20 protein-coding genes and 1 tRNA gene are annotated in these 23,799 nt (G+C 34.5%); 6 read left to right on the forward strand and 15 right to left on the reverse strand.

Annotated elements, in window-relative coordinates; all coding sequences use genetic code 11:
- Position 1 precedes the first annotated feature (1 nt).
- The 3 genes from ABD682_RS12140 (at position 2) to ABD682_RS12150 (ending at position 6,567) form a co-directional block, all read left to right on the forward strand.
- On the forward strand, positions 2 to 2,611 hold the full coding sequence (locus ABD682_RS12140; protein ID WP_344741708.1) for a phospholipase D-like domain-containing protein: 2,610 nt from the start codon (positions 2 to 4) through the stop codon (positions 2,609 to 2,611).
- Positions 2,612 to 2,658: 47 nt separating this feature from the next.
- Positions 2,659 to 6,099 (forward strand): DEAD/DEAH box helicase family protein, encoded by a 3,441-nt coding sequence (locus ABD682_RS12145; RefSeq protein ID WP_344741709.1) that lies wholly within the window; start codon positions 2,659 to 2,661, stop codon positions 6,097 to 6,099.
- 282 nt (positions 6,100 to 6,381) lie between these two features.
- On the forward strand, positions 6,382 to 6,567 hold the full coding sequence (locus tag ABD682_RS12150; protein WP_344741710.1) for a hypothetical protein: 186 nt from the start codon (positions 6,382 to 6,384) through the stop codon (positions 6,565 to 6,567).
- A gap of 445 nt (positions 6,568 to 7,012) precedes the next feature.
- Here the strand turns inward: ABD682_RS12150 and ABD682_RS12155 are convergent, their stop codons facing one another.
- The 10 genes from ABD682_RS12155 to ABD682_RS12200 all read right to left on the reverse strand — a co-directional run bounded on the left by ABD682_RS12155 (position 7,013) and on the right by ABD682_RS12200 (position 14,313).
- Positions 7,013 to 7,414, reverse strand: coding sequence for a hypothetical protein (locus ABD682_RS12155; RefSeq protein WP_344741711.1), 402 nt, complete (start codon positions 7,412 to 7,414; stop codon positions 7,013 to 7,015).
- 381 nt (positions 7,415 to 7,795) lie between these two features.
- On the reverse strand, positions 7,796 to 9,613 hold the full coding sequence (locus ABD682_RS12160) for an ATP-binding protein (protein ID WP_344741712.1): 1,818 nt from the start codon (positions 9,611 to 9,613) through the stop codon (positions 7,796 to 7,798).
- A gap of 53 nt (positions 9,614 to 9,666) precedes the next feature.
- Positions 9,667 to 10,251 carry a hypothetical protein gene (locus ABD682_RS12165; protein ID WP_344741713.1) on the reverse strand — a complete coding sequence of 195 codons (585 nt, stop codon included), beginning with the start codon at positions 10,249 to 10,251 and terminating at the stop codon, positions 9,667 to 9,669.
- Positions 10,248 to 10,658 (reverse strand): hypothetical protein, encoded by a 411-nt coding sequence (locus ABD682_RS12170; protein ID WP_344741715.1) that lies wholly within the window; start codon positions 10,656 to 10,658, stop codon positions 10,248 to 10,250. The genes ABD682_RS12165 and ABD682_RS12170 overlap by 4 nt, the downstream gene beginning before the upstream one ends.
- 136 nt (positions 10,659 to 10,794) lie before the next feature.
- On the reverse strand, positions 10,795 to 10,932 hold the full coding sequence (locus ABD682_RS12175) for a hypothetical protein (protein WP_344741716.1): 138 nt from the start codon (positions 10,930 to 10,932) through the stop codon (positions 10,795 to 10,797).
- A gap of 28 nt (positions 10,933 to 10,960) precedes the next feature.
- Positions 10,961 to 11,311: a hypothetical protein gene (locus ABD682_RS12180; RefSeq protein WP_344741718.1), complete on the reverse strand. Its 351-nt coding sequence runs from the start codon at positions 11,309 to 11,311 to the stop codon at positions 10,961 to 10,963.
- 4 nt (positions 11,312 to 11,315) lie between these two features.
- Positions 11,316 to 11,615 carry a helix-turn-helix domain-containing protein gene (locus ABD682_RS12185; protein ID WP_344741719.1) on the reverse strand — a complete coding sequence of 100 codons (300 nt, stop codon included), beginning with the start codon at positions 11,613 to 11,615 and terminating at the stop codon, positions 11,316 to 11,318.
- A gap of 81 nt (positions 11,616 to 11,696) precedes the next feature.
- Entirely contained in the window at positions 11,697 to 12,629 is a 933-nt protein-coding gene (locus ABD682_RS12190) for a hypothetical protein (protein ID WP_344741720.1), read from the reverse strand.
- Between the two features lie 112 nt (positions 12,630 to 12,741).
- Positions 12,742 to 13,965, reverse strand: a complete 1,224-nt coding sequence (locus ABD682_RS12195) for a site-specific integrase (RefSeq protein ID WP_344741721.1) — start codon at positions 13,963 to 13,965, stop codon at positions 12,742 to 12,744.
- 263 nt (positions 13,966 to 14,228) lie between these two features.
- Positions 14,229 to 14,313, reverse strand: a tRNA-Ser gene (locus ABD682_RS12200).
- A 226-nt stretch (positions 14,314 to 14,539) separates the two neighbouring features.
- Between ABD682_RS12200 and ABD682_RS12205 the strand changes: the two genes are divergently transcribed.
- Together ABD682_RS12205 and ABD682_RS12210 are read left to right on the forward strand one after the other, a co-directional pair.
- Positions 14,540 to 15,169: an NAD(P)H-dependent oxidoreductase gene (locus tag ABD682_RS12205; RefSeq protein WP_344741723.1), complete on the forward strand. Its 630-nt coding sequence runs from the start codon at positions 14,540 to 14,542 to the stop codon at positions 15,167 to 15,169.
- A 93-nt stretch (positions 15,170 to 15,262) separates the two neighbouring features.
- The gene (locus ABD682_RS12210; RefSeq protein WP_344741724.1) at positions 15,263 to 16,456 is read left to right on the forward strand and encodes a DegT/DnrJ/EryC1/StrS family aminotransferase; all 1,194 of its coding nucleotides are present in this window, start codon (positions 15,263 to 15,265) and stop codon (positions 16,454 to 16,456) included.
- Here the strand turns inward: ABD682_RS12210 and ABD682_RS12215 are convergent.
- Positions 16,453 to 17,949, reverse strand: coding sequence for a sensor histidine kinase (locus ABD682_RS12215; RefSeq protein WP_344741725.1), 1,497 nt, complete (start codon positions 17,947 to 17,949; stop codon positions 16,453 to 16,455). The genes ABD682_RS12210 and ABD682_RS12215 overlap by 4 nt on opposite strands.
- Positions 17,950 to 17,955: 6 nt before the next feature.
- Positions 17,956 to 18,696, reverse strand: a complete 741-nt coding sequence (locus ABD682_RS12220) for a LytR/AlgR family response regulator transcription factor (RefSeq protein WP_344741726.1) — start codon at positions 18,694 to 18,696, stop codon at positions 17,956 to 17,958.
- Positions 18,697 to 18,973: 277 nt separating this feature from the next.
- On the opposite strand from ABD682_RS12220, the gene ABD682_RS12225 reads away from it, so the two are divergent.
- Positions 18,974 to 19,927 carry a hypothetical protein gene (locus ABD682_RS12225; protein ID WP_344741728.1) on the forward strand — a complete coding sequence of 318 codons (954 nt, stop codon included), beginning with the start codon at positions 18,974 to 18,976 and terminating at the stop codon, positions 19,925 to 19,927.
- Here ABD682_RS12225 and ribB read toward each other — a convergent pair.
- The 3 genes from ribB to lolA1 all read right to left on the reverse strand — a co-directional run bounded on the left by ribB (position 19,924) and on the right by lolA1 (position 23,797).
- A complete protein-coding gene (gene ribB / locus ABD682_RS12230; protein WP_344741729.1) occupies positions 19,924 to 21,084 on the reverse strand; it encodes a 3,4-dihydroxy-2-butanone-4-phosphate synthase in 1,161 nt (386 codons plus the stop codon). The two genes, ABD682_RS12225 and ribB, sit on opposite strands and share 4 nt — an antisense overlap.
- A 15-nt stretch (positions 21,085 to 21,099) precedes the next feature.
- Positions 21,100 to 23,091: an LptF/LptG family permease gene (locus tag ABD682_RS12235; protein ID WP_344741731.1), complete on the reverse strand. Its 1,992-nt coding sequence runs from the start codon at positions 23,089 to 23,091 to the stop codon at positions 21,100 to 21,102.
- Positions 23,092 to 23,161: 70 nt separating this feature from the next.
- A complete protein-coding gene (gene lolA1, locus ABD682_RS12240) occupies positions 23,162 to 23,797 on the reverse strand; it encodes an outer membrane lipoprotein periplasmic chaperone LolA1 (RefSeq protein ID WP_344741732.1) in 636 nt (211 codons plus the stop codon).
- Positions 23,798 to 23,799 lie beyond the last annotated feature (2 nt).

Consider the following 23,799-nt stretch of genomic DNA (forward strand, 5'->3'; position numbering starts at 1 on the left):
GATGAGTGAAAAGAAGTTATTTCATGAAGTTCCTAAATCAGCTGACTTTCACTCTGTTGTTATGACAACCTATTCATTCGACTTTCATCATTTTGAATCTCAGGTACTTCGGCCCCTTAAAAGTAGAGGCATTACAAATGTCAATATTTTTGCCGACACGGCTATGCTCGACCAAAGTATTGGCTTTTCTACGGGGCATTTAAAATCTTTAAGTACCTCTTACAGTATTAATAGTATTCCTTGCTTGGGAGCATTTCATCCCAAAATCACAATTTTAGCAGGTGAAAAAGATGTGTTATTACTGCAAGGGTCAGGTAATATAACTAATGGAGGACACGGGAAAAACCATGAAGTGTTCAGTGTATTTTATGCAAATAATGAAAACCAAACACAACTTCCATTAATACAAGAAGCTTGGAATTATGTGAGAGTTCTAACAAAAAGAATTAAAGGCTTATCTGCTGAGAAATTAGACTGGGTTTCAAGTAACTGTAATTTATTGACTGAAAGTATAGGCAATAAACATCAATTCGTTAAAATAACAAATGATTTTGGTGCTGCTTTAGTATATAATGAAACAACTAGTATTTGGCAACAACTCCAGAGTTTACTTCCATCAGATACCATTAAAAACATTAAAATATTTAGTCCTTTTTATGATGAAAAAGGGTCGTTTATAAATCTTTTAGCTTCTAGATATCCGGATTGTCAAATTGAAGCTTTCTTACAACCAGATAAAGGCATACATCCACATAAAATGCCTGCTCATAATAATATCAAGTTTTTTTCTTGGGAAAGTACTAATCGAGCTAAATCAACAGTAGTAAAATTTGACAGAAAATTGCATAGCAAAATCATTTGGTTCGATGCAGGTGAAGATCAATACGGTTTGTTCGGAAGTCCTAATGCTACTATTAAAGCATTTGGATCAGAAAGTAATCGAGGCTCAAATGATGAGTTTGCTGTTTTAATTAAAGTGAAGGATCAAAGTATTTTAGAAGAACTAGAATTAACAGGTCAATTTCAATCTTGGCTACCACAAGAAATTTTACAAGTTCAAACGACAGAAGATGAAGCCGAAAAAGAACAAGCTAGAAATACAGGAAAAATTAAACTTTTAGGTTCAGATCAGGATGGTAAAAAAATCACATTATTCATTAAGGATATAACAGCTTATAAAAATGCTGATATAGTATTTTATAATCATTGGGGAGAGGAGTTGGAACGGATAAGTCTTATACTAAAAGACACCAAAATAAGAGTTGAGTTAAATGAAACCAATAAGATAAATACTGTTGCCTTCGTTCAGTTTGTTGATAGTAAAGGTAATTCCATTTCCAATAAACAAATAGTAAATAGTCTTCATGACTTATGGAATACAAATCCATCTATAGAGAATAGGCGACTCATGAAATTAGGAAGCTTAATTGAAACTGGTAATAACAAACTTTTTGATGTCATTACTTTTTTCAATGATATTCAATCTGGCAAGAGAACCCTAAAAAAGAGATCTTCAGGAGGTAATTCAGCTCATGGAAATGAAAATAATGAAACTCCAGCTGCTGCAATTTCTTATGAAGAAGCAATAGCATTAAGCAAAGAATCAAAAGAACATCAGCATCTTTTAAAACAGCACAGTTCTATTAGAATATGGGATGCTATTGAGCGTTATTTTAACGAGTTGGCAATGTCTGAAGAAGAGGAAGATATGAATGATGAAGAGGAAGCAGATGCAACAATAAGTAGGGATAGGAAAGATAAAAAAGAACGCATAGAGCCTGTGACATTAAATTCTATTAATGTATTAAATAGTAGAAGACGTGCTATTGAAAATTTTTTGAATAATTATTTAAACGGATTAAAGCGAAGTACAAATACTAAAAATTATAAACTCGGTCTTATTGATTTGGCAATGTTTCTAATTGTCATGAAACATCTCATTGAATTTGCGGAAAGAGAAATCATTTTTAAAGTTGATGAAAGCAATCAAGAAACGTATGTTTTGTATCCTTTAAGTGGTAAATTATCAGAATTGACTAGTTTTTCAGGAGCCATATTAAATTTATTAGGTCATTTTGTTAATTTACTTTTTCACGCCCCTTTTCAAGAAGTTGACGATGAGTATATTAATACTAAATTAAAACACTACAAGACCTTAGTAAAAAGAACAGCCTTGTTTTCATTGGCAATGATTAAAGAAAATTATAAAAACCATGAACAAGGCAGTAAATGGGCTAATATATTAGCTTTTAATATTATGAATCAATTAGGGCTGCCTGAGGAGGGTTTTGAAAAACATCTTGAAGAATTTTTAAAAAATACCAGTATAAAAAATCAAGAGATTAATAATTTAACTACGGTATTAAATAACTTGATAGTTCAATATAATTCGTTTAATGAATCAAATGAGTTTCATTTTTCAGACTCATTAGGAATCTGTCAAATAATAAAAAGGATACCTTTATCAGGGCCAACCAAATTTTTAAAATTAGGAAGGCCGGGATTTGAGTATAACTCTGAGTCGAATGATTTTATATTGTCGAAGTTGTACAATTATAAAACAGGTAAAATGCAACCTTCATTACAAAAATTTAAAAAAAGCAGAGTTTAATGCATTTCTACTGCATACATCGGGAGTTAATTTGAGCAAATATTATTATGAGTAGTAATTTCGATTTTATCAAAATAGACTTTCCAGAGTTGTATGTACAGACTGTTGAGGCTGAAAAGTATGTCTATAAAGCTCCGAAATATGCTGCATTACAGTGTAGAATAGCTTTGGAGTTAACAGTAAATTGGTTATATGATAATGATCCAGATTACAACAGACCATATGATTCCAATCTAGCAGCTTTAATGTATCACGATGATTTCAAAAATGATATTAAAGCGTCTTTACTTCAAGAATTAACTTTGGTTAGAAAAATTGGTAATGCAGCGGCACATGGTACCAGGGTAAATAATAAGGAGGCATTAATTTGCCTTAGAAGCATATTTAGATTATTATCATTTGTTGGGATTAACTATAATGAGAAAAGTCCAATAATCCCAAAATTTGATGAATCGTTAGTCCCTATAGGCGAGGTAGACGAAAAATCTACAAAAGAACTTCAAGAAAAGTCTGAGGCTATTGAGGCTTTGTTAGCTGAAAAACAAAAGCAACTTGAAAAAACAAAGGAACTTCTCAAAGAAAACCAGCTACTAAAAAAACAAATAGATCAACAAAAAACAGCTATTAAGGAGCGTAAGTTCGAACGACAAATTGAAGTAGATTTTGATGAAGTTATACCCGTTTTGACATCAGAGGCAGAAACAAGAAAGCTATTTATAGATGTCTTACTAAAGGAGGCAGGTTGGGACAATCTTAGATCCGGGCTCGAAACTGAATATAAAGTTGTAGGAATGCCTATATCCGTGAATCCATCAGGAATAGGATCTGCCGATTATGTACTTTGGGGTGATAATGGCAAGCCATTGGCTGTTGTTGAGGCTAAAAAAACACTGTACAGTCCTAAAAAGGGTAAGCATCAAGCGTTCTTATATGCTAACTGTTTAGAAGAGATGACAGGACAACGTCCAGTAATTTTCTATTCTAATGGTTTTGAAACCTACCTTTGGGATGATCTTTTCTACCCTGAGCGCAAAGTAAGTGGCTTTTATACCAAAGATGAATTAAGATTTCTAATTGAGCGTAGGAAAACCAGAAAAGACCTAAGACAATTTCAAACTAATGCAGAAATAGTTGGTAGGCCATATCAACTAGAAGCAATAAAGCGTGTTTCAGAAGCTTTGGCAGTAATGCATCAAGGAGAATTAAAAGGAAAAAATAGAGAAGCTTTATTAGTCATGGCAACTGGTAGTGGTAAAACCAGGGTTTCGGCAGCCATTGTTGATATGTTGACCAAAAGTAATTGGGCAAAGAGGGTTTTGTTCTTAGCAGATAGAAATGCCCTGGTTACACAGGCCAAAAATGCCTTTAAAGAACATGTTCCTCATTTAAGTGCAATAGATTTAACTAAGGAGAAAGAAGATAATGGAACACGTTTGGTCTTTTCTACTTATCCAACGATCATGAATCGCATAGATAATCTAAAAAATGATGATGGTAGGTTTTATGGAACCGGTCATTTTGATGTTATAATAATTGATGAAGCTCATAGATCTGTTTATCAAAAATATAGAGCAATATTTGATTATTTTGATTCTATTTTAATTGGTCTTACAGCAACTCCAAAAAAGGATATAGATCATAATACGTATTCAATGTTTAAAATTGAAGATGATAACCCAACTTACGCCTATGAATTAAATCAAGCTGTAAAAGACAAGTTTTTGGTGCCGCCCAAAGCTATCGAGGTGCCTGTCAAATTTGTTCATGAGGGTATAAAGTATAACGATTTATCTGAAGAGGATAAGCTTAAATTTGAAGAGACTTTTAGAGATGAAGTATCAGGCGATGATGACGAAATTGAAATAAGTAAATCCGCAATAAACAGTTTTTTGTTTAATAATGAAACAGTTGATGTAGTGCTTGATTACCTTATGACCAATGGTGTTAAAGTAGAAGGTGGTGATAAGTTAGGTAAAACCATCATATTTGCGAAAAATCATAAACACGCTCTTTTTATTGAGAAGCGGTTTAATAAGAATTATCCTGAATATTCAGGGAAATTTTTGCGAATAATTGATAATTATGAAAGTAAGGCCCAAGACTTATTAGAAAACTTTTGTGAGGACAAAATTGAGTTAAATCCGCAAATTGCAGTTTCTGTTGATATGATGGATACAGGCGTAGATGCTCCTAGAGTTGTAAACCTGGTATTTTTTAAACAGGTTAAATCTTATGCCAAATTTTGGCAAATGATAGGTCGCGGTACCCGACTAAGACCTAATTTGTTTGGGCCAGGATTAGATAAAGAGTATTTCACGATTTTTGACATATGTGACAACTTTAACTTTTTTGGAGAGTTTCCAGATGGGATTAAGGGTACCGTTGGAAAGTCCTTATCAGAGAAGATATTTGAGGCCAAATTAAATGTGTTAATGGCTATAAGAAATAATCCTAAAAGTACGCAGGAGGAGGATTATTTAGCCTCGAATTATACAAATCAACTTCATGATATCATAAATAACCTGGATCAGGATAGATTTGAAGTTCGTAAACATTGGGCATTGGTAAATGAGTTTAAGGTAAGATCTCGCTGGGATAATTTAACCCTAGGTGATATTCATGATATTTCTAAAAATCTCTCTTCATTGGAATCATATAATGATACCGGGGATGAATTGGCAAAAAGGTTCGACTTAGTAACGCTAAATTTTCAACAGGTAATTCTCTCAGGTGATAAAAAAAGAGAGGAGTCCTATGTTAAACAGATTTACAATATTGCCAATAATTTATTTACTAAAAGAAATATTCCAAAAGTACAAGAGAAGTTGGGGCTGATTAGGCAATTACAAAATGAAGATTTTTGGAGGGGTGTAAATGTGAACGTAATTGAAAATGTTAGGGTAGAGCTTAGAGATTTGATTAAGTTTATTGAGCGTGAAAAAGTAAAAACTGTTTACACAGATTTTTCTGATGAAATCCAAGTTCATAAAGTAAATGAAGTGGATATTTTACCTACATACTCAAAATTAAAAAGCTATAAGGACAGAGTTGAGACTTTTATAAGAAAAAATAAATCACATTTAGTTATTGATAAACTTCACAAGAATATTCCTATTACCCCGAAGGAATTAAAACTTTTAGAAAGCTTCTTGTTTAATGATGAATTGGGTGGAAAAAAAGAATATGAAAAGGAATATGGAGAACTTCCACTGGGAAAATTTATAAGGAGCGTTGTAGGCTTAAATATTGAAGTGGTTAATGATCTTTTTGCAAATTTTATTCGAGACAAAAATTTAAAGCCGGTTCAAATTACTTTTATACAAACCCTGATTAATTACCTTAACAAAAACGGTACCTTGGATAAAAAACTTTTAACCCAGCCACCATTTAATGAAGCAAGTGATGATGGTATCATTGGATTGTTTGAGGATAATAAGGTTCGGGAAATAGTTTCTATAATTGATAGAGTTAATGGAAACATTGGTTAGTTTAGAAATAAATTAAGGATATGATGTCTACAAAAGTGAAACCAGAAAAATTATTGGATGAGAATAGTTCATATAAAGACTTTACGAACTTTGCTTTACAACTTTGCGACGATATAATATATGATTTTGAAAATTATATTGATGACAAAGAAAACTTAAATATTGGAAAAAGGTAAAATTAGAATTAAAAAAAATAAATAGAATATTTCAGACATTAATCAACATTTGAAACTAAATCAAGCACAAAGTAATTTCATGAGTTGTTGGAAATAATTAATGATTATGACAAAGCACTTGAATTTCAGAGATTATCAAAACCAAAAAAAGACACTAATGCTCTCCTGTGATTGTGGATGGAAAGGATACGCAACAGAAGCCTTTAATGATTACTATGAAGAAGTAATGGATTTTGAATGCCCAAAATGTGATAAAATGCTTTTAATTGTTAATCTAATAGCAGATACTTAAAAGTGTTTTGGTTGGAAAGCATAAAAAAGAAATTAATATTAATAGGCATTCAATTAGGATACCTATAAAGTTGGCAAGCTATCAAATAGGTGTATTACAATAAGATAATCTCCTTGGTTCGAGCCTGGGAAGGGGATCAAAAATTAAAAAAATGCTCATTAATACGCTTTAAATACTTTTTGAATGAGTTTTAATCCTTTTTAAAACGCTTTAATTTGTATTTAATTAGAATTAATAATGTTTATAATGTAATTAAATGCTATTTTTTACAGGTTGTTTGTTTTAAAATAATGGTCTTTTATGTAGTTTTTTGAGATTAAATATTCTTATCGAAGTAATCAAGGTTAGCTGAAGCTTTTAGGAATTAAAGAAGCAGGAGAGGAGAATCAATTACTAATAGTGATTTAGGGTTTTTGCTATCTTTAGTTTTTATTAAATAATTTCATTACCCTTCCGGTAATGTATTTATTTTTTTGTTTTCTGTTGTTAACCAATAATCTGTTGGAAAAAAATAATCACTTGTGTCAAATGCGTGTGGTAGTTCATTTTCAGTTAAATTTTCAACCATTTGACTATACCATTTTTCATATTCATCGCTTTTCCCTTTGCATGGTTCAAGAAAGTCGATGTTTTCCTTAATAAATAAATCAGCCAATTCTTTTGGTGATAAATTAATTTCTACTTGCATATTCCCATTCCTTTTGGATTCAATCCATCTTGAAGCAGCTAAGGTCTCATTTTGTTTTTTTATATCAATCAATTCGCAACGCCAAGTTAATCCTGTAGGTGAAATAAATGGAATTACTCTTAGGTTGCCATAACCTCGTTTATGTAATTCTTTAACCATAAACAAAAGCTTTTGCATATTCCTATAATAGAAATTACTATGCATTTTTTTAAAATTTGTTTTTTACGATTTTATTCGAAGAATATTGCATTAAAGGCCTACTACTCGGAGTTCTGTTTTGCGAAGTAAAAGATAATAAATTTATGCAATAATGAATTGGGAATCTGACGGATGTTGATGATTAAGTCCCAAATCATTGTTTGTCGACCAAATAGCAAAGCTACCGTTCGTTGTTAATTTATTAGATTGGGAGTTCAAGAAGCAGATCCAAATTGCTTTTAGCGCTTGTTGTGGCACGTTAAAGGTTTGAGCCTGTTAGCTGGAGCTATCGGTTGGTTTGTGGTCTTTGCACAATTTGGATTAGCAGGTAGTTAGGCGCAGTTATTTTATTGTTTCAATTACTAATGATTTTTCAGTGTCTATAGCAGGTCCATACACTAACGCTTCTCCTCTGGATAAAGTAGGTAATAGTTCTTTACTACTATACCCAAGAATTCCTTCCAAATAGTCTAAGCCTGTTTGGTCGACACTCTTAAAAGCAATTAAATTCTCGCATTGTGAAAGGGCACTTTTAGAAACAACAGCTGTTCGTTGTGAAATGAAGATTATTGATATTCCGTACTTTCTTACTTGCATCATGTTTAATCCAAACTTCATAGATTCATCTCGTCCAGGCGAGTTGAATCCCATTCCAGCTGGTTCAGGAATGAACTGATGTGCCTCGTCAATTACCAGAACTCGAGGATTTGGCTCTCCATTTTCATATTCTTCTTTAGCTAGATTCATAAGGTGATTCAAGTATTTCAGTGCCGACTGAGCAGGATTCCCTGTTGGTTCGCATACGCTCACACCCGTTGTATTGTTGTCATCACCTTCGGCATATTTTGTATAACCAAGTTTCGATACAAACTCACCACTTTGATCCATTACGGTAACCCTTCTAGTTTTCGAAAGCTCTTGGATCAATAGGTTACATAAGGTAGTTTTCCCCATTCCTGTCATTCCAAGAATTGCCATATGGGACTCCATAATTTTGTTCACATCAAGATTTATTGGAAGACCAGAATTCTTGATATTACCTAAAGCGAATTTGTTTTCAATTGCGGGTAATTCTTCCGTAAAACGCTGTTCGTGATTTGCTAGAAAAATAGGCTCGCTAAGAGAGGGAAGTGTCTTATTTATTTTAAGTGATTGTTGTTCGGTGTCATAACAGCCGATTTGGAAAGCTCTTACTTTTCGATCCAATTGCGCACCAGATTTTACGTTGAACTTGAATATCTCTCCGTGCGCAATTTGATAGAATATGATGTTTCCAGAGTTCTCAACATAAATAGTGTCGCCTATTTCAAATTCTTCATTTGTCTCAAAACTCAACTGATTTACTGTTGTCCCTTCATTTACAGTCCCTAAGTACTTCTTTGTCTGCGTTTCTTTGTCTATCTCAATTTCTATCTGCGGTCTTGATACAATCCAACCAATTTTAGAATCATTTTCTAGCTCGATTTGTCCCCACGTATCATCAGTTCGATTTATCCTTTTTGTTATAATTCCCTTGGTTTTTATACTGCCCGTTAAAACATTAATTCGTGTCCCGATAGGTTGAAGACTTCGTGACGTTACAATTAGGGTAGAAGGTCCTATTATTCCAAGTGGAGTAATTGGAGTAGGACGATTTGTTACATCGAAAAAATAAACTTCCCAGTTGATATATCTCGAGACAGATAGAATACCCCAACAGATACCAAGTATCCAAAATTTATTGTCAGAAGTTGGATAAGCTTCGATGACTGCGAGCCAGAAAATGGTTGAGTAAATGATAGATGCAGTTCCTAGTTTGAAAAGTGGAAACAAAGCTTTTATCCTAGAGTATTCATCCTTCTCTTTTTTTGCGTTGTGGATTATCTGAACTATGGATACTAAAACCAAAATTGCAAGAAACGCCTGCAATACAGTCCAACCAATAGGAGCTACGGTAGGAGTTACAACTAATGTCAGTAGAAAACCAATTATGCTATTTCCTAAAGTATCATATGTTTTTGGATACCATGGTTCAAGAAGTATAGGATTGATAATAATTGCAAGCAATCCAGAAAAATACCATACCTCATTTGTGGCTATTTTTCCAATCACTAAATAGGTAGCAACGGAAAGAACAAACAATTGAAAGCCCAGTAATATGATTCTACTTTTTATTGCCATTTTTAATTGTGTTCAGCCGTTATTGCGTTTACACGTTGTTGTCAACTGTTCTTTTATTTTTTTAATTCAGTCATTAAAAAGTCAATTATTTTGTCTGATGGAATTGAACCAAAATATTCAGGTCTATCTTCACTTTGCTTCCTTAAAATTTCATTTGGTGGTTCGCCAATTCCTTCAAACGTTTCCTTTTTAAAAATTGTTCTTGTTTGTTTGTCAATTAGATTGACTGCAAAATTATTTCTAATAGCATATGCTCCATTGGAATAATTACCATACTTTTCTCCGTTTTGCTCAACATTAATCCAAACAATTATGTCAGCGCTTTGAACTTTATTGACCAAATGCTCTGATAGTAAGTTAGAATTATTAAAGTCTTTAAAGTTAATTTCCCAAGATTTTTCTTTCCATAATTCGCAATTACCAAATCTACCGCGAATTAAGAATATTTTATTAAATTCAATTTCTTTTGGCTGATAGCTTAAACCTTTGCAATTAAAGTTCTTAAAGTATTCGAAAGTTTCTTCTCCCCAAAATTTTACTAATTCCTTTTCAGTTTTATTTTTGTCACTACATTCAAATATTGAACCAACGATTATTACTAAAATCAAACCTATTAAAAGTCCTACAAATCTTCTCATCTATTGTTTTTTTGTAATTTAACAAAATCACTATAACCTGTTGATTGTATTATGTCTTTACGTAATTTTATTAAATATCTTTTTTGTTCTTTTCTTGCTTTTTGAAATGACAAGAATTGAGAAAATTGAAAAATCGTGGAAAAAAGTAAAGCAATAAAAGATAAAGGAATTATGATAAAAAAAGGTGTGCCATCTAAAGAGTCAGTAAAAGGGACAAAAACCACCAACAAAATTGCTGAAATTATTACTGCAAGAGATTCCCCTTTATGTTCTTCATAATATGTTTTTGGCTCTGGAAAAGATAGATATGAATTTTTTTCAAAAGACGATTTTAAATCCAAATAGGTTTTCTCGTCAATTAATCCTCCATTGAAAGAATATTTAGTGTATGGAACCTTATAAATCATATCCGAAAGTGTTTTTTCGCATTGTTGGCAACAAATGTATGTGTTTACCGGTGTATATATCCCAATCATATATACACCCAAATATACATAATTTCTCACAAAACTTTCCGAGGTGTATTTTCGCCTCTTAAAGCCCTTAAATGACTTTTTCTTCTTCTTGTTTAGTTTTGAAGGTTTGATAGGCAATTATCGCCAGAATTAGAGTAAAGGTAAACCCTGCCATAACGTAAGTCATTGTTTTAGCTCTTCTAGTTTCTTCAATCATGGTGCTCATGTCAGAACCTTTATCAATCAAAATGTGATTACTTGGGTCTATTCGATCGTATGATGGTAACGTAGTCGTCATTGTAAAATAAATTAAATTCGTTAATTGCATATCCTGTTTTACCGTTTACATTAATCAAACTGTAAATAACGGTAATGTCATAACCCCTTCCACGCATAAACTCTTTAGATTCTGTAAGTTGGATTTTTCCTTTCATAAGGTCTCTTAGGATTTTATAATTTGTGTTTAGAGGCTGCTGTATAGGCTTCATTTCTTCCCTGAGTTTTTTGGCCTGAGCGTTGTGAAAATCCTTTCTGTTTTGTGGGGTGGCAAATCTCTGATTTGAACGTTTTTGCTCAAATTCTTCGCCTGTGTGTGGATCTATCATGGTTTTAAAGTTTAACGTTATTATCATTCAAAATGGCATCAATTTCTTTAACCTCGTAAAGATAGATATCACCCAACTTGGTGTAGGGGAGAACTCCAGTTTCACGGTATTTGATTATGGTGTTTGGTGAAATACCAAATATGCTTTTTAAATCCGCATTTCTGTAATATTTTTTTCTCTTTGAAGGCGACGGATTTTCTTTGATAACTGAGTCCAAATGCTCAAGTTTCATCATTATCGGTTCTAATAAATTTTTAATAGCTCCAACCGAAGGGATAACAATTTCTTCTGAATAGTTTTTCATGGTAATTAGATTTAAAATATGTGACAAAGGAAAATGGTTTTCACAAATTAAAGCTTGATTTCAAGCGAATTCGGAGCGAATTTAAGCTCGTAAACTACTTTTCCGGTGTTCGAGTATTACTATTAATTCTTCAATAAATGCAAGGTGTTTTTGTTTGTCCTCTGGCATTTGCCTGGCGCTTACTTCAGCGTATTCCCTGTTAAAGGTTTTTATTTGTTTTCTCTCCTTAGATGTGTTTTGATAGCTGCAATTGTCTTCAACAAACTTTTTCAATTGCAGTAAGTTTTTAGACTCATTTAATTCGTCGAATACAATCAATTTTTCTTCTACAAGTATTCGCCAAAAATGAGCGACACTTTTTTTGTCCAGGTTAAAGTGGCATAATCGGTCTTTTCTATCATTTTCAACACTACCAAATCCGCTGCTCCCATATGACCTGTGGAAATCAATAAAATCTGCTTGGCTATGAAATGGCTTAATATATTCAATTAAAGCTCTTAAAGCACGTTTGTAAAGCCTCAATACATACAATAGTAAACCAATTTCAAAATCTCGAGAGGGGTCAAAGTTGGTTAAAGTGCCCTCATACGATTGTAAGAACCAATAAATTTTTTGGTCTTCATCATTTCGGGCTTTACTCGGGTTAGATAAGTTGTCGTAACTTAATTTATCTGATTGCGAAATAGCAGAAATATCATTGGCCTCAATTACTTTTACTCGATATTTTTTGAAGAAAATAATTTGAGTACTTTGTTTTGAGATCAACCAGCCAATTCTATTTTCCAATAATTTTAAAAGTTCTTTTAAGTAAACCTTTTGGTTTCGACCAACCGTTAATTGTTTTACAATTTGATTTTTTAGGGTATCTACTTTCTCAGAAAAGTAAGACTCAGTGTATTTTCTTGTCCATTGATTATTCAAAAGAAAGCTTTGATTTTTTTTGCAAAAAGTAATTTCACATTGCGTGAATTCTAAAACAGCTTGCCTCGTTTGATATGCAATATTATTTTTCATTTTTCTAAAATTTTGTTTGAAACAAATCTATTGGACGCCATTTAAACAATCACTACGATTTCGAATTCTATCGTGGAATTTTAGGTCATAATCGCTGATAAAGTTTGATTGCCTAACTAAATATGGATTTAAGCCTTTGCATATCGTCCATAACATTAGAATCTAAGACTTTGGCATAGTGCTGGGTTTGCTTGATATTGGTGTGACCCATCATAGCAGAAACGTTCTCAATTTTAACCCCATTTCCCAGTGTAACGGTTGTAGCAAAAGTATGTCGGGCCACATACCAGGTAAGTTTCTTTTTGATCCCGCATAGGTCCGCAATTTCTTTGAGGTAAGCATTCATTTTTTGATTCGAAATTTTTGGCAATAGGGTGGGTTGCTGCCCCCAATATTTATGTATTATTTTTTCTGTTGGAGGTAAAACGGGAACATTAGCTCTCGTTCCTGTTTTCGCTCTATTAGCAATGATCCATAAATCACCTTGACTGTTTTTAATTAAGTTGTCGGGTGTTAAACTCTCAGCATCAACAGGAGCATAACCGGTATAACAACTAAATAGAAATATATCTTTTACCTTTTCCAAGCGGTCCATTTTAAACACTTTGTCTTCTATGGCTTTTAATTCACGGGGTGTTAGAAAAACGGCATCTTTCTTTACGATTTTGCCGTCATATTTGGTAAAAGGATTTTTATCAATCAGGTCCAATTTGATTCCGTAATTACAAACTGTTTGGATAGTTGTAAAATATTTTACCACCGAATTATTTTTAATACCAACTTTACCCTTGTAAACACTTTCATATTTCATAAAAGACTCCAGGTTGTAAATAAAAGCACTCGTGATTTTGTCGACATTAATGGTGTCAAGTTTGTATTTTTTCCGAAGAAATGCTTGAACAAGATCTTTGGCTCTGTTATACTTTTGCAAAGAAGCAGCTGATCGCTCACCGTATTGCACCTTTTTTTCAAAATGCGCATTGTGAATATCGAAAATTTCAATAATCCCTTTCTTGCTTCTGGTTACTTTCTTCTCCTTTCCTAGGATATCATCTTTGATTGCTTTAAGATCAATAGGTGAGTTGTTTTTGAGTAACAAGTTAAACTTAGTTTCAAATAAGGTTGATAGAGAATCCAATGAGGCTTTCATAACCTTTTCTTTGGTAATTTTTAATGAGCCTCTTAGGTGATGTGTGAATTGCCACCTTTCATTTGTTATGAATTTACCGGTACTCATGGTAATACTTTTACCTCGGTAAGAGATTTTAGCATAAATAGGGCATTCACCTTTTTTAGTTACCCTATCTGTTTTAATAAAATAGATAATTTTAAGCATAGCTTTGATTTTAATTAATTACTAATTGACTTAAAATCAAAGCGGTAACCTAAATTTTCAGGGAAATTCGCTGCGAATTCTTTCCAATTTAGTTACCCTAGGTTAGGAATCGAACCTAAAATAAAATTGGGTAACCTATAGGGTAACTGAACTATGCGTTTAAACGCTTTTTTTGACGGCAAGTAAAAAATGAAAAAACCCTCTAAACACTGATGTTTAAAGGGTTTTTGATTTTTTGAGTGTTTTTTGAAATACTCAAGTTGCGGAGGAAGAGGGATTCGAACCCCCGGAGGTGTGACCCTCAACAGTTTTCAAGACTGCCGCATTCGACCACTCTGCCATTCCTCCAATGCTTTTTTCACTACACACAAAAATAATTTTGTGCAACTGCCCGCCAAAAGAAAGCATGTCTTTCTGTAGGCGGGTGCAAATATAACGTCCTTTTTCATTCTATTCAAAAAAATATTAACATTTTTAAAAATAAATTTTAATTATTCCCACATCTATTTTTTTTAAATTACTACGTCCTAAAAACCAAAAAACTAGACTTACTTTTGCATAAAGAAAACACCCTATGAATACGATCAGGCAATTACAATGGCGCTACGCAACTAAAAAATTTGATCCCAATAAAACGCTCGCGCCGGAAAAACTAAATATTCTTAAAGAAGCTTTCAACCTTACGGCTACCTCATACGGCTTGCAAACCATTTCTATGGTGGTGGTACAGGATCCCGGTTTGCGCGAGCAACTTGTACCGCACGCTTACAATCAAAAGCAAGTGTTGCACGCGTCGCACTTACTTGTTATTTGTATTCAAAAGGAAATCGATGCGCAAGATGTGGTAGACTTTTTCAACAACATTAAAGACACACGTAATACCGCAGAGACCATCCTAAAACCCTATCGCGAAAACCTCATTCAAACCATCGAAAAGCAATCGGTAAAGGAACAACAACAATGGTCCACAAATCAAGCCTACATTGCCCTGGGTAACCTCATGACGGTGTGCGCCGTAGAAAATATCGATTCCTGCCCCATGGAAGGTTTTAATCCCGAAAAATTCGATGAGCTCCTAAAACTTGGAGAACGCGGACTAAAATCCGTACTTTTGCTGCCGGTTGGATATCGGGCGGATGATGATATGTTTTCCGATTTCAAAAAAGTCCGTAAACCGATACACGAAACCATAATCGAAATGTAAATTATTTGGGCGCCACCCAGAGGGTCGGGCTTTCCGCGCTACACGGTAGCTTGCTCCAATCCCTGGCGCGCTTCAGAACTAAATACCTACACTATGCCAGGATTTGAACTATTCGGAGATTCAGAACGTAAAGAAGTACAAGACGTTTTAGACAACGGCGTACTAATGCGCTATGGGTTCGACGCAATGCGAAATGGCCATTGGAAAGCCAAAGCGCTGGAATCCGAATTACAAAATACATTCAAAGTAAATCACGCGCAATTAGTTTCCAGTGGAACCGCAGCAGTTTCTGTAGCGCTTGCCAGTGCCGGAGTGGGAGCAGGCGACGAGGTGATCATGCCAACATTCACCTTCGTAGCCAGTTTTGAAGCTATTCTCATGTTAGGAGCTATTCCGGTACTTGTGGATATTGACGACACCCTAACCCTTGACCCTAAAGCTGTAGAAGCTGCTATTACCGATAAAACAAAAGCCGTTATGGTCGTACAAATGTGTGGTAGTATGGGCAGCATGGACGAACTTAAATCCATCTGTAAAAAACATAATTTACACCTTGTAGAAGATGCCTGCCAAGCCATAGGAGGAACCTACAAAAACAAACCTTTAGGTAGTATTGGCGATTTGGGATGCTTCTCATTCGATTTTGTAAAGACCATTACCTGTGGCGAAGGTGGTGCAGTAATTACTAATAATAAACAATATTACACCCATGCCGATCATTACAGCGATCACGGGCACGACCATGCTGGTTCAGACCGTGGGGCCGAAACACATCCATTCATGGGGTATAATTTCCGTATTTCCGAATTACATGCCGCAGTTGGCCTGGCACAAATTAAACGTCTGCCTGAGTTCCTGGGAATTCAAAAGAAAAACTTCAATATCATCCGTGAGGCCTTATCTGGTATTCCTGAAGTTACATTTAGAACGGTTCCCGAGGGCGGAGAAGAGAATTACGGCTTCCTTAATTTTTATTTACCAGATTTAGAAACTGCCAGAACGGTGTCTAAAGAATTTAAGTCAGAAGGCATCGATGCTTGTTTTCATTATTTCGATAATAACTGGCATTACGTACGTAAATGGCAGCATCTTACGGAACAAAAATCGCTTTATCCTTTATCACCACAAATCGAGGAAGGCTTAAAAACTTTAAAAGGCAAGGAATTCCCTGTTTCAGACCATTATATCGCTAGAAATTTATCTTGTTTGATAAAATTATCATGGACAGCCGACGAGGTAAAATCACGTGCCGCCAAAATGGCGAAGATCATTAAAGAAACGGTTTAAGCAAAAGGTATAATCAGGCTTACTTTGGTGCCTTTTGGGACATCATCTTCGTAAAGATCACTTATGTTTATGGCATAGGGACTCGAAAAATTAGCGCTAAAATGTTTCAGTCGTTCCTCAGAAAGTTTAATACCTAAGGAGTCGCGCTTAACAAGCTTATTCTTTTTTAGCCTTTCTGATTTTTTCCGGCCTACACCATTATCAATAATATCAATTTGAAACTGCGTGTCATTTTTCTTTTTAACACGCATAATTAATTTTCGGTTGTCCTTTTTAAGAGATAAACCATGCCAGATGGCATTTTCAAGAAAAGGCTGGGTTATAAGCGACGGTAATTTCAATGTACTTAAATTCAAACTTTCGTCGTAATCCAGTTCAAAATCGATACTCTTGTTAAAACGTATGTTTTCAATATTAATATATAGCGCCATAGTTTCCAATTCCTCATTTAATGAGGTTTCTTTTTCTGTTGTAGAGGCCAATATTTTTCGAATGAGCTTCGAGAATTTATTCAAATAGAAGACAGCATGTTCTTTTTCATTATCAATAATATAGCGTTTTATGGAATTCAGGGAATTAAAGATAAAATGCGGATTCATCTGACTTCGCAATGCCGAAACCTTTAATTCAGCAAACTCTTTGTCATATTTCATTTGAAGCGATTGAAGTTTTTCTATTTCGGCTTGTTTATTAAGCGTTTCTACATCTTTTTCAAGTTGCTCTTGAATCTTATTACGCAATTGCTCATTTTCTTTAAGCTGTTTGATCAGCTTGGTTTGGGCTGTATCACGATCGTCTAAAATAAGCTTCTGTTTCTTTCCCAGTCCAAGCGAGAAAATGACGTTTTCTATAATAAAGCCAAGGTATAAAATACTATAGGGGGCTTCAGGAGGAATGCCTTTATTCTGCAACTTAAGATAATAAAGCAATGAACCAACGGAGGTGACCATCAAAATAAATGATCCGGAGATCATGTAGTATTTCAATGGGTTTTTAAGTTTGAAAAAAGGAACATACATTACCAGGCCATAAATCGTCATTGGAATGGTGAAAACAAGGTATCCATCCATCAAAATTGTCATATCTCCGACAATTAAATACCAGATAAAAATTACGGAACAATAAGCAATGATAAGGTATAAGGCGCGCATACTCCATGTGTACCATTGGGGTAATTCTTCCTTCATATTTAAAAATCGGAAGGCGAACAAAACATAAATAAAAAAGTAAATTTCGGTGGCAACAGTAGGGTAGTTGGTAACCCAACTTACAGGATAAAAGAGTTCGTAAATAAAACCACCCTGTATATGGTGAAGCTGTGATAAAATGATAAAGAAGGTATAACCACTGTATAGTAAATAAAGTTTTTCTTTATTCTGAAAATAAAGCAGAAAATGATAAACCGAGAGAATAAATAATATACCAATGGTGAAGATAATAAAGCCGTTTTGAAACGGATAATTAAAAAAATAATGCGTTAATCCCTGATCCAAAATTTCTTAACTATTTAAAACTTCTAATAATTCTGTTTTTTTTGATCGCGACACCGGAATATGCGTGCCATTTTCCAAAACGATATAACCACCATCACTTTTAACGAATTCTTTAATATAATTAATATTGACCAGGTAGGAATTATGAACCCTAAAGAAATCTGAACTGGTAGATGCTTCGAATTCTTTTAGGTTTTTAGCGAGCATTTCTTTATCACCATTCTTTAAGTAGATATCAGTATAGTTACCATCTGATTTACAATACAAAATATCCACCATATTAACGTATTTGGTTTTTCCAACAAGCGACAAGGCTAACCTTTTGGGTTGATTCTGTTTTGAAATGGAGTCGATGATCTTTTTAACTTCATCTCCTAAAATATTGTCGTTTTTGTTTTTTCTAACTCTGGAAATAGTTTCCGTGAGATCTTCGGAATCTATGGGTTTTAATAGATAGTCTATGGCGTGTTCCTTAAATGCTTTAATGGCGTAATTATCGTAGGCCGTGGTAATGATCAGATCAAAATCACGATAGTCCAACTGGCTCAACAATTGAAAACCATCCATTTCAGGCATTTCGATATCCAGAAATACGCAGTCAGGTTTCAAATAATTAATGGCGGAAATGGCGTTTTTTGGATTCGTGAAAGTATCGCAGATCTCAATATCATCGCAAAAATTTTCGATCTCCCATTTCAGGTTGTTGATGGCATTGAACTCATCATCTATAATAATCGCGCGTATCATATGATGCTTTTTGTTAAAAATAATAAGTTTTTATTCATTTCGATGTGGGTTTGTGTAAAAGGTAATAATGGGTCCATATCTAGCACTATTTAACTCATATTCAGAGTTTTTAAGGATTAAAACAGCTTAAAGACAAGTTACAATTTATTCTATACAAATTAGATGTCATTTTTTACCATTCATAAATTCCCGGGATAATCGAGGTGTCGAGATTCATATATTTAATCCTGATTATCAGAAATCTAGGAAGCATTCAATAACCACAAAACCACAAACTATGAAATCAATTTATTTAAGAACTTTTATCATTTTTTCGTTATTACTATCCATTAGTTGCAAAGACAAGAAGTCTGATACAGATGTTATTGCAGAAGAGGAGGCCATGGCGGAAGAAACTGCAAATGTAGTCGATATTATTACCAGAGGAATGGATTTTCAATCGGTTGACACCATTCCATCAGGTTGGAACATTTTCAAATATCAAAATCTATCCGACCAACCTCATTTTTTCCTTTTGGATAAATATCCTGAAGGTGTTACTATTCAAAATACCATAGACGAGGTTGGCCCCCCTTTCGATAGATGTGGAGAACTTATTGAAGCCGGTAAACGTGATGAGGGGCTTGCCGAACTTGCTAATTTACCGGAATGGTTTGGTAAAGTTGTATTTGTAGGCGGTTCGGGACTTGTAAGTCCGAAAGAAACTTCTTTAACAGCTGTTAAATTGGAACCGGGGTATTATATTATGGAATGCTATGTAAAAATGCCTGAAGGCAAGTTTCATACCTCGATGGGCATGGCTAAAGCTATTATAGTTACAGATGAAGATAGTGGCGTTACACCACCGGAAGCTACGGTTAATATTAATATTTCAAGTGAGAAAGGTATAAATTATGACAAAGGAATAACCAAAGGCAAACAGGTTTTTGCTGTACATTATGATGATCAGATCATGCATGAAAACTTTGTAGGTCATGATGTGAACCTGGCAAAAATAGAATCATATGCCAATCTGGATGAACTTGAAAAATGGATGGATTGGTCGCATAAAGGCGGATTGCAAACCCCGGCACCAAACGGCGTTACCTTTTTAGGGGGTGTGAATGATATGCCAAAAGGCAGTACGGGTTATTTTACTGTTGATCTGGAGCCTGGTAATTACGTATTGATATCCGAAGTTCCGAATACACGTTCCAAAAAACTACTTAAAGAATTTGATGTGATCGATTAGTAAGGAACGTATTCGATAATTTCTAAACCGTAACCTACCAGACCAACACGTTTTGTTTGTGCGGTATTAGAAATCACACGCAGTTTATGGATATTAAGATCGTGAAGGATCTGAGCGCCTATACCAAAATCACGATTATCCATATTTATTCTAGGGGCTTTAGTTATTTTATTAGCCACCTGATTTGTTTTCAAAAAGTCCAGTCGATTTAAAATATTCATCGATTGGGCTTCTTGGTTTATAAAGAGGATAGCTCCCTTACCGGCATCGTTTATTACCTTGAACATATCGTCCAATTGCTTATCGGCGTTGTTGGTAAGCGTACCCAAAACATCATTGTTTACCAATGTGGAGTTTATTCGGGTTAAAACTTCTTCATTAGGCTTCCAGGAACCTTTTGTCAAAGCTATATGTACTTGATTATTAGTTGTTTGCTTATAAGCTCTTAATCTAAAGCTTCCAAATCGAGTTTCGAGATTAAAATCTTCTTTTTTCTCAATTAGGGAGTCATGTTGCATCCGATACGCTACTAAATCTTCAATTGAAACAATTTTGAGATCCAGCTTTTTTGCAACATTTATAAGTTGAGGCAGACGCGCCATAGAGCCGTCTTCATTCATAATTTCAACAATAACACCTGCAGGTTGTAATCCGGCTAAACGCGCAAAATCAATGGCAGCTTCGGTATGGCCGGTACGTCGTAATACACCACCTTCTTTCGCGATCAAAGGGAACACATGTCCTGGTCGCGCCAATTCGTGCACTTTGGTTTCAGGATCGATCAGTGCTTTTATAGTTTGTGCGCGATCCGCAGCTGAAATACCGGTAGTAACACCATGACCACGAAGATCAACGGACACTGTAAAGGCAGTTTCCATAGGATCCGTATTGTTTCGAACCATCATATTCAGATCTAACTCCTTGCAACGATTTTCAGTTAACGGAGCACAAATAAGACCACGACCGTGAGTGGCCATAAAATTGATCATTTCGGGGCTTACCTTAGCGGCTGCTGCCACAAAATCTCCTTCATTTTCACGATTTTCATCATCAACAACGATGATCACTTTTCCTTGGCGGATGTCTTCAATAGCATCCTCAATGGTATCAAGCTTGAATTTTGCCTTTTCTGATTTGGTCATAGTCTCTGTAATCATGCTGCAAAGATATTGCTATTTTAGTGAATCTAAGCAATTTTGCTTCAGGTCTTCTTTGATTTTCAGTTTCAAAAACGGATAACTTACCATGTATAGTGGGAATCCGAGAACCTGTAAAAAGTAGTTAAGGCGTTTTCCTGATTTCTTTATTTGTCCGTAAAACTGATTTAAATTCACCATCGATTTTAGATAATAAATAGCATACAAAGCCATAGAAATGATGCTCAATTGAATGGAAGCATCCGCCAGTGATGGTAATTTGTTGTTTCTAAAAACAAAGAACAAAACCAGTAAAATTACACCAATACTATATAGAGTAATAGCAAAATAGGCATGTTCATTATAGTTTATCGACATTTTTTCAGCTTTTTTATAAGCCGGATTGATCACTAAACCATTACGCTCTAAAGCCTCTAAAGTGTTATCTCGTTCTTCTAAAATGCGAAGGGCCTCAATTCTTGCTTCTTCTTCAAGACCGTGGGTTTCATAATTATTGATCACATCAATGAGGCGATCATTGGTGTAGGAAAGTAAAAATTTATAATCGAAAACTTCTTTTTCTTTGATTCGAAGAACTTTTTTGATAGGGTCCAGGAAGTTACCGATTTCAAATAAACCACGATCTGCAGTGGCGCGTCGGGTTAAATAAACACCTAGAGGTAACATGACCAATGTTGAAAACCAACTGGCCAATATGGGATTTAAACTGCCGTTCTTGGCACTATTTGTAGCAAAAATACCAATGAAGTGATACGTTAAAAATAATAGTATAGCTATTACCATGGGTAAACCTATACCTCCTTTACGAATAAGAGCACCCAATGGGGCGCCAACAAAAAACAAAATAATACACGCAATGCCTAATGCAAACTTTTGATGATAAGAGATCATATGGGTGTAAAGATCTTTTTTGGCATTTTCAGCAGCGGTTTCCTTAGCTATTACAGTTTGTTTGTTGCTCGCCATGGCTTTGGAAACTAAATCCACCATGCGAACCTGAGCATTCAACTTAAAAATTGGTAACAGAGAACGAATTTCCAGGGAATCTTTTACAGCTTGTAATGAATCGTTATCAACAACTTTGGTATCATTCTCAACTTTAAAACGGGAAACACCCGCACGCTGATATAGATTTTGTTTGGTACCCTCGAAATCAACCGATCGTTTTTTAATAATGGAATCCATAGCGACGTCTAGTCCCTTTAAACTCAGCATATCGGATTTTTCAGTATTCGACTTTTCATCCATATCCACATTGTTAAGCTGCGAGAGATCGATATTCATGGTATAAGTATCGAATGTACTTTTGGCAAAAGGTCTTTTTTCCCTTTCTTTTAATTTTTGTGGAATGATATCGTGATAGTAATTTCCATCTTTAAGAATCAGTTTTAGTACTGAGGAGCTTTCTTTTCCTAACAATTCGCCTGTTTTCGATTTAATGACGGTCGTATTCGTCATTTTATTTTCTCCTTTGATGTGTATGGTTACGTTCTTAAGATATTGACCGCGATCTCCGGATTTTTCATCAAATTTAATATTGTAAGCACCTACTTCATTGAACTGTCCTTCTGCAAGGAGCATAGCGGGTTTCAACTTATAAATATTTACCCTTAAATTATAAAAATTGAGCTCTGCCCATGGAATTACATTGTTTGAAAAGAAAAAAGTAATGATACCCAGAGTAACAATGAAAATACTTAATCCCGACATGGCGCGTTGCAAAGAAATCCCTGTCGATTTCATAGCTGCGAACTCATAATTTTCAGCAAAACTTCCAAAAACCATAATAGAGGCGAGGAGTATGGTAAGTGGCAGTACCAAAGGGATAAGTTTGGGCATGAAATAAAGAATGAACTTAATAATAACCGAAAGGTCCAAGTCTTTTCCTGAGAGCTCGCGAATGTACAGCCAAATGGTCTGTAAGATAAAAATGAGCATCAGAATGGTGAAAACGCTGAAAAATGTTTTGAGATAAGTGGTTAAAATGTATCGATCTAAGATTTTCACGCGCTTAGTTTTATCTAAATAACGGATTTACCGAATTGGTTTCCAGTTAATTTTTGAAGGCTTTTCAGTGTTAATCGATATTATTTATGTAATAATCACTGTACTTCTTCGCGTCAAAGGTAAATAAGGATTTTGGTAAAAGCTCATTAGTTCTCAAAGAATTCACCGTAAGGGTGGTTTTTGTCCCGTTTTTACCAATCTGGATCAGGTTGTAAATATTTTTAGTATTCGCATCGATACCTAATAAAATATATTTAATTTCTGAATTGGAATCAATTGGGGTAAGCTTTACATATTGAATTTTACGCCCCTGTATATTTTGTGTAATATCCATGTCGTAAACATATCCTTCTTTGTAAAAAGAGAGCATTTTACTCGGACTGAATCCTTCTTCTTGATTCTCTTTTTCATTGGAAATGGTCACTTCTTCATCTTCCGGACTAATAGTATAAAGTTTTTTACCATCGTAAAGTCTTGTTACACCTAAAATATTGAGACGGTATTTTTCGCCTTCAAGCGTGACATCGCCTTTGGTTTCTTGTTTTACATTTTCCTTGGTATTTTCAAGCACATATTTAAATTCAATGGCGATATTATCATAGCTTTTCACTTTTTCAGACACTTCATTAAGTAGCGCTTGAGCTTTGTTCTGAGAAAAAGAGGTCAGTGATAGACTGATGAATAAGAGGGTTATAAGTTGTTTCATTT

Source organism: Gaetbulibacter aestuarii, from assembly GCF_039537665.1.
In the GTDB taxonomy this organism is placed as follows: Bacteria; Bacteroidota; Bacteroidia; order Flavobacteriales; family Flavobacteriaceae; genus Gaetbulibacter_A; species Gaetbulibacter_A aestuarii.

What these genes read in the sequence shown, in the direction of transcription:
- ABD682_RS12140 (WP_344741708.1), top strand. Translation starts at nt 2, where the DNA reads ATGAGTGAAAAGAAGTTATTTCATGAAGTTCCTAAATCAGCTGACTTT.
- ABD682_RS12145 (WP_344741709.1), top strand. Translation starts at nt 2,659, where the DNA reads ATGAGTAGTAATTTCGATTTTATCAAAATAGACTTTCCAGAGTTGTAT.
- ABD682_RS12150 (WP_344741710.1), top strand. Translation starts at nt 6,382, where the DNA reads ATGACAAAGCACTTGAATTTCAGAGATTATCAAAACCAAAAAAAGACA.
- ABD682_RS12155 (WP_344741711.1), bottom strand. Translation starts at nt 7,414, where the DNA reads ATGGTTAAAGAATTACATAAACGAGGTTATGGCAACCTAAGAGTAATT.
- ABD682_RS12160 (WP_344741712.1), bottom strand. Translation starts at nt 9,613, where the DNA reads ATGGCAATAAAAAGTAGAATCATATTACTGGGCTTTCAATTGTTTGTT.
- ABD682_RS12165 (WP_344741713.1), bottom strand. Translation starts at nt 10,251, where the DNA reads ATGAGAAGATTTGTAGGACTTTTAATAGGTTTGATTTTAGTAATAATC.
- ABD682_RS12170 (WP_344741715.1), bottom strand. Translation starts at nt 10,658, where the DNA reads ATGATTTATAAGGTTCCATACACTAAATATTCTTTCAATGGAGGATTA.
- ABD682_RS12175 (WP_344741716.1), bottom strand. Translation starts at nt 10,932, where the DNA reads ATGAGCACCATGATTGAAGAAACTAGAAGAGCTAAAACAATGACTTAC.
- ABD682_RS12180 (WP_344741718.1), bottom strand. Translation starts at nt 11,311, where the DNA reads ATGATAGATCCACACACAGGCGAAGAATTTGAGCAAAAACGTTCAAAT.
- ABD682_RS12185 (WP_344741719.1), bottom strand. Translation starts at nt 11,615, where the DNA reads ATGAAAAACTATTCAGAAGAAATTGTTATCCCTTCGGTTGGAGCTATT.
- ABD682_RS12190 (WP_344741720.1), bottom strand. Translation starts at nt 12,629, where the DNA reads ATGAAAAATAATATTGCATATCAAACGAGGCAAGCTGTTTTAGAATTC.
- ABD682_RS12195 (WP_344741721.1), bottom strand. Translation starts at nt 13,965, where the DNA reads ATGCTTAAAATTATCTATTTTATTAAAACAGATAGGGTAACTAAAAAA.
- ABD682_RS12205 (WP_344741723.1), top strand. Translation starts at nt 14,540, where the DNA reads ATGAATACGATCAGGCAATTACAATGGCGCTACGCAACTAAAAAATTT.
- ABD682_RS12210 (WP_344741724.1), top strand. Translation starts at nt 15,263, where the DNA reads ATGCCAGGATTTGAACTATTCGGAGATTCAGAACGTAAAGAAGTACAA.
- ABD682_RS12220 (WP_344741726.1), bottom strand. Translation starts at nt 18,696, where the DNA reads ATGATACGCGCGATTATTATAGATGATGAGTTCAATGCCATCAACAAC.
- ABD682_RS12225 (WP_344741728.1), top strand. Translation starts at nt 18,974, where the DNA reads ATGAAATCAATTTATTTAAGAACTTTTATCATTTTTTCGTTATTACTA.
- ribB (WP_344741729.1), bottom strand. Translation starts at nt 21,084, where the DNA reads ATGATTACAGAGACTATGACCAAATCAGAAAAGGCAAAATTCAAGCTT.
- lolA1 (WP_344741732.1), bottom strand. Translation starts at nt 23,797, where the DNA reads ATGAAACAACTTATAACCCTCTTATTCATCAGTCTATCACTGACCTCT.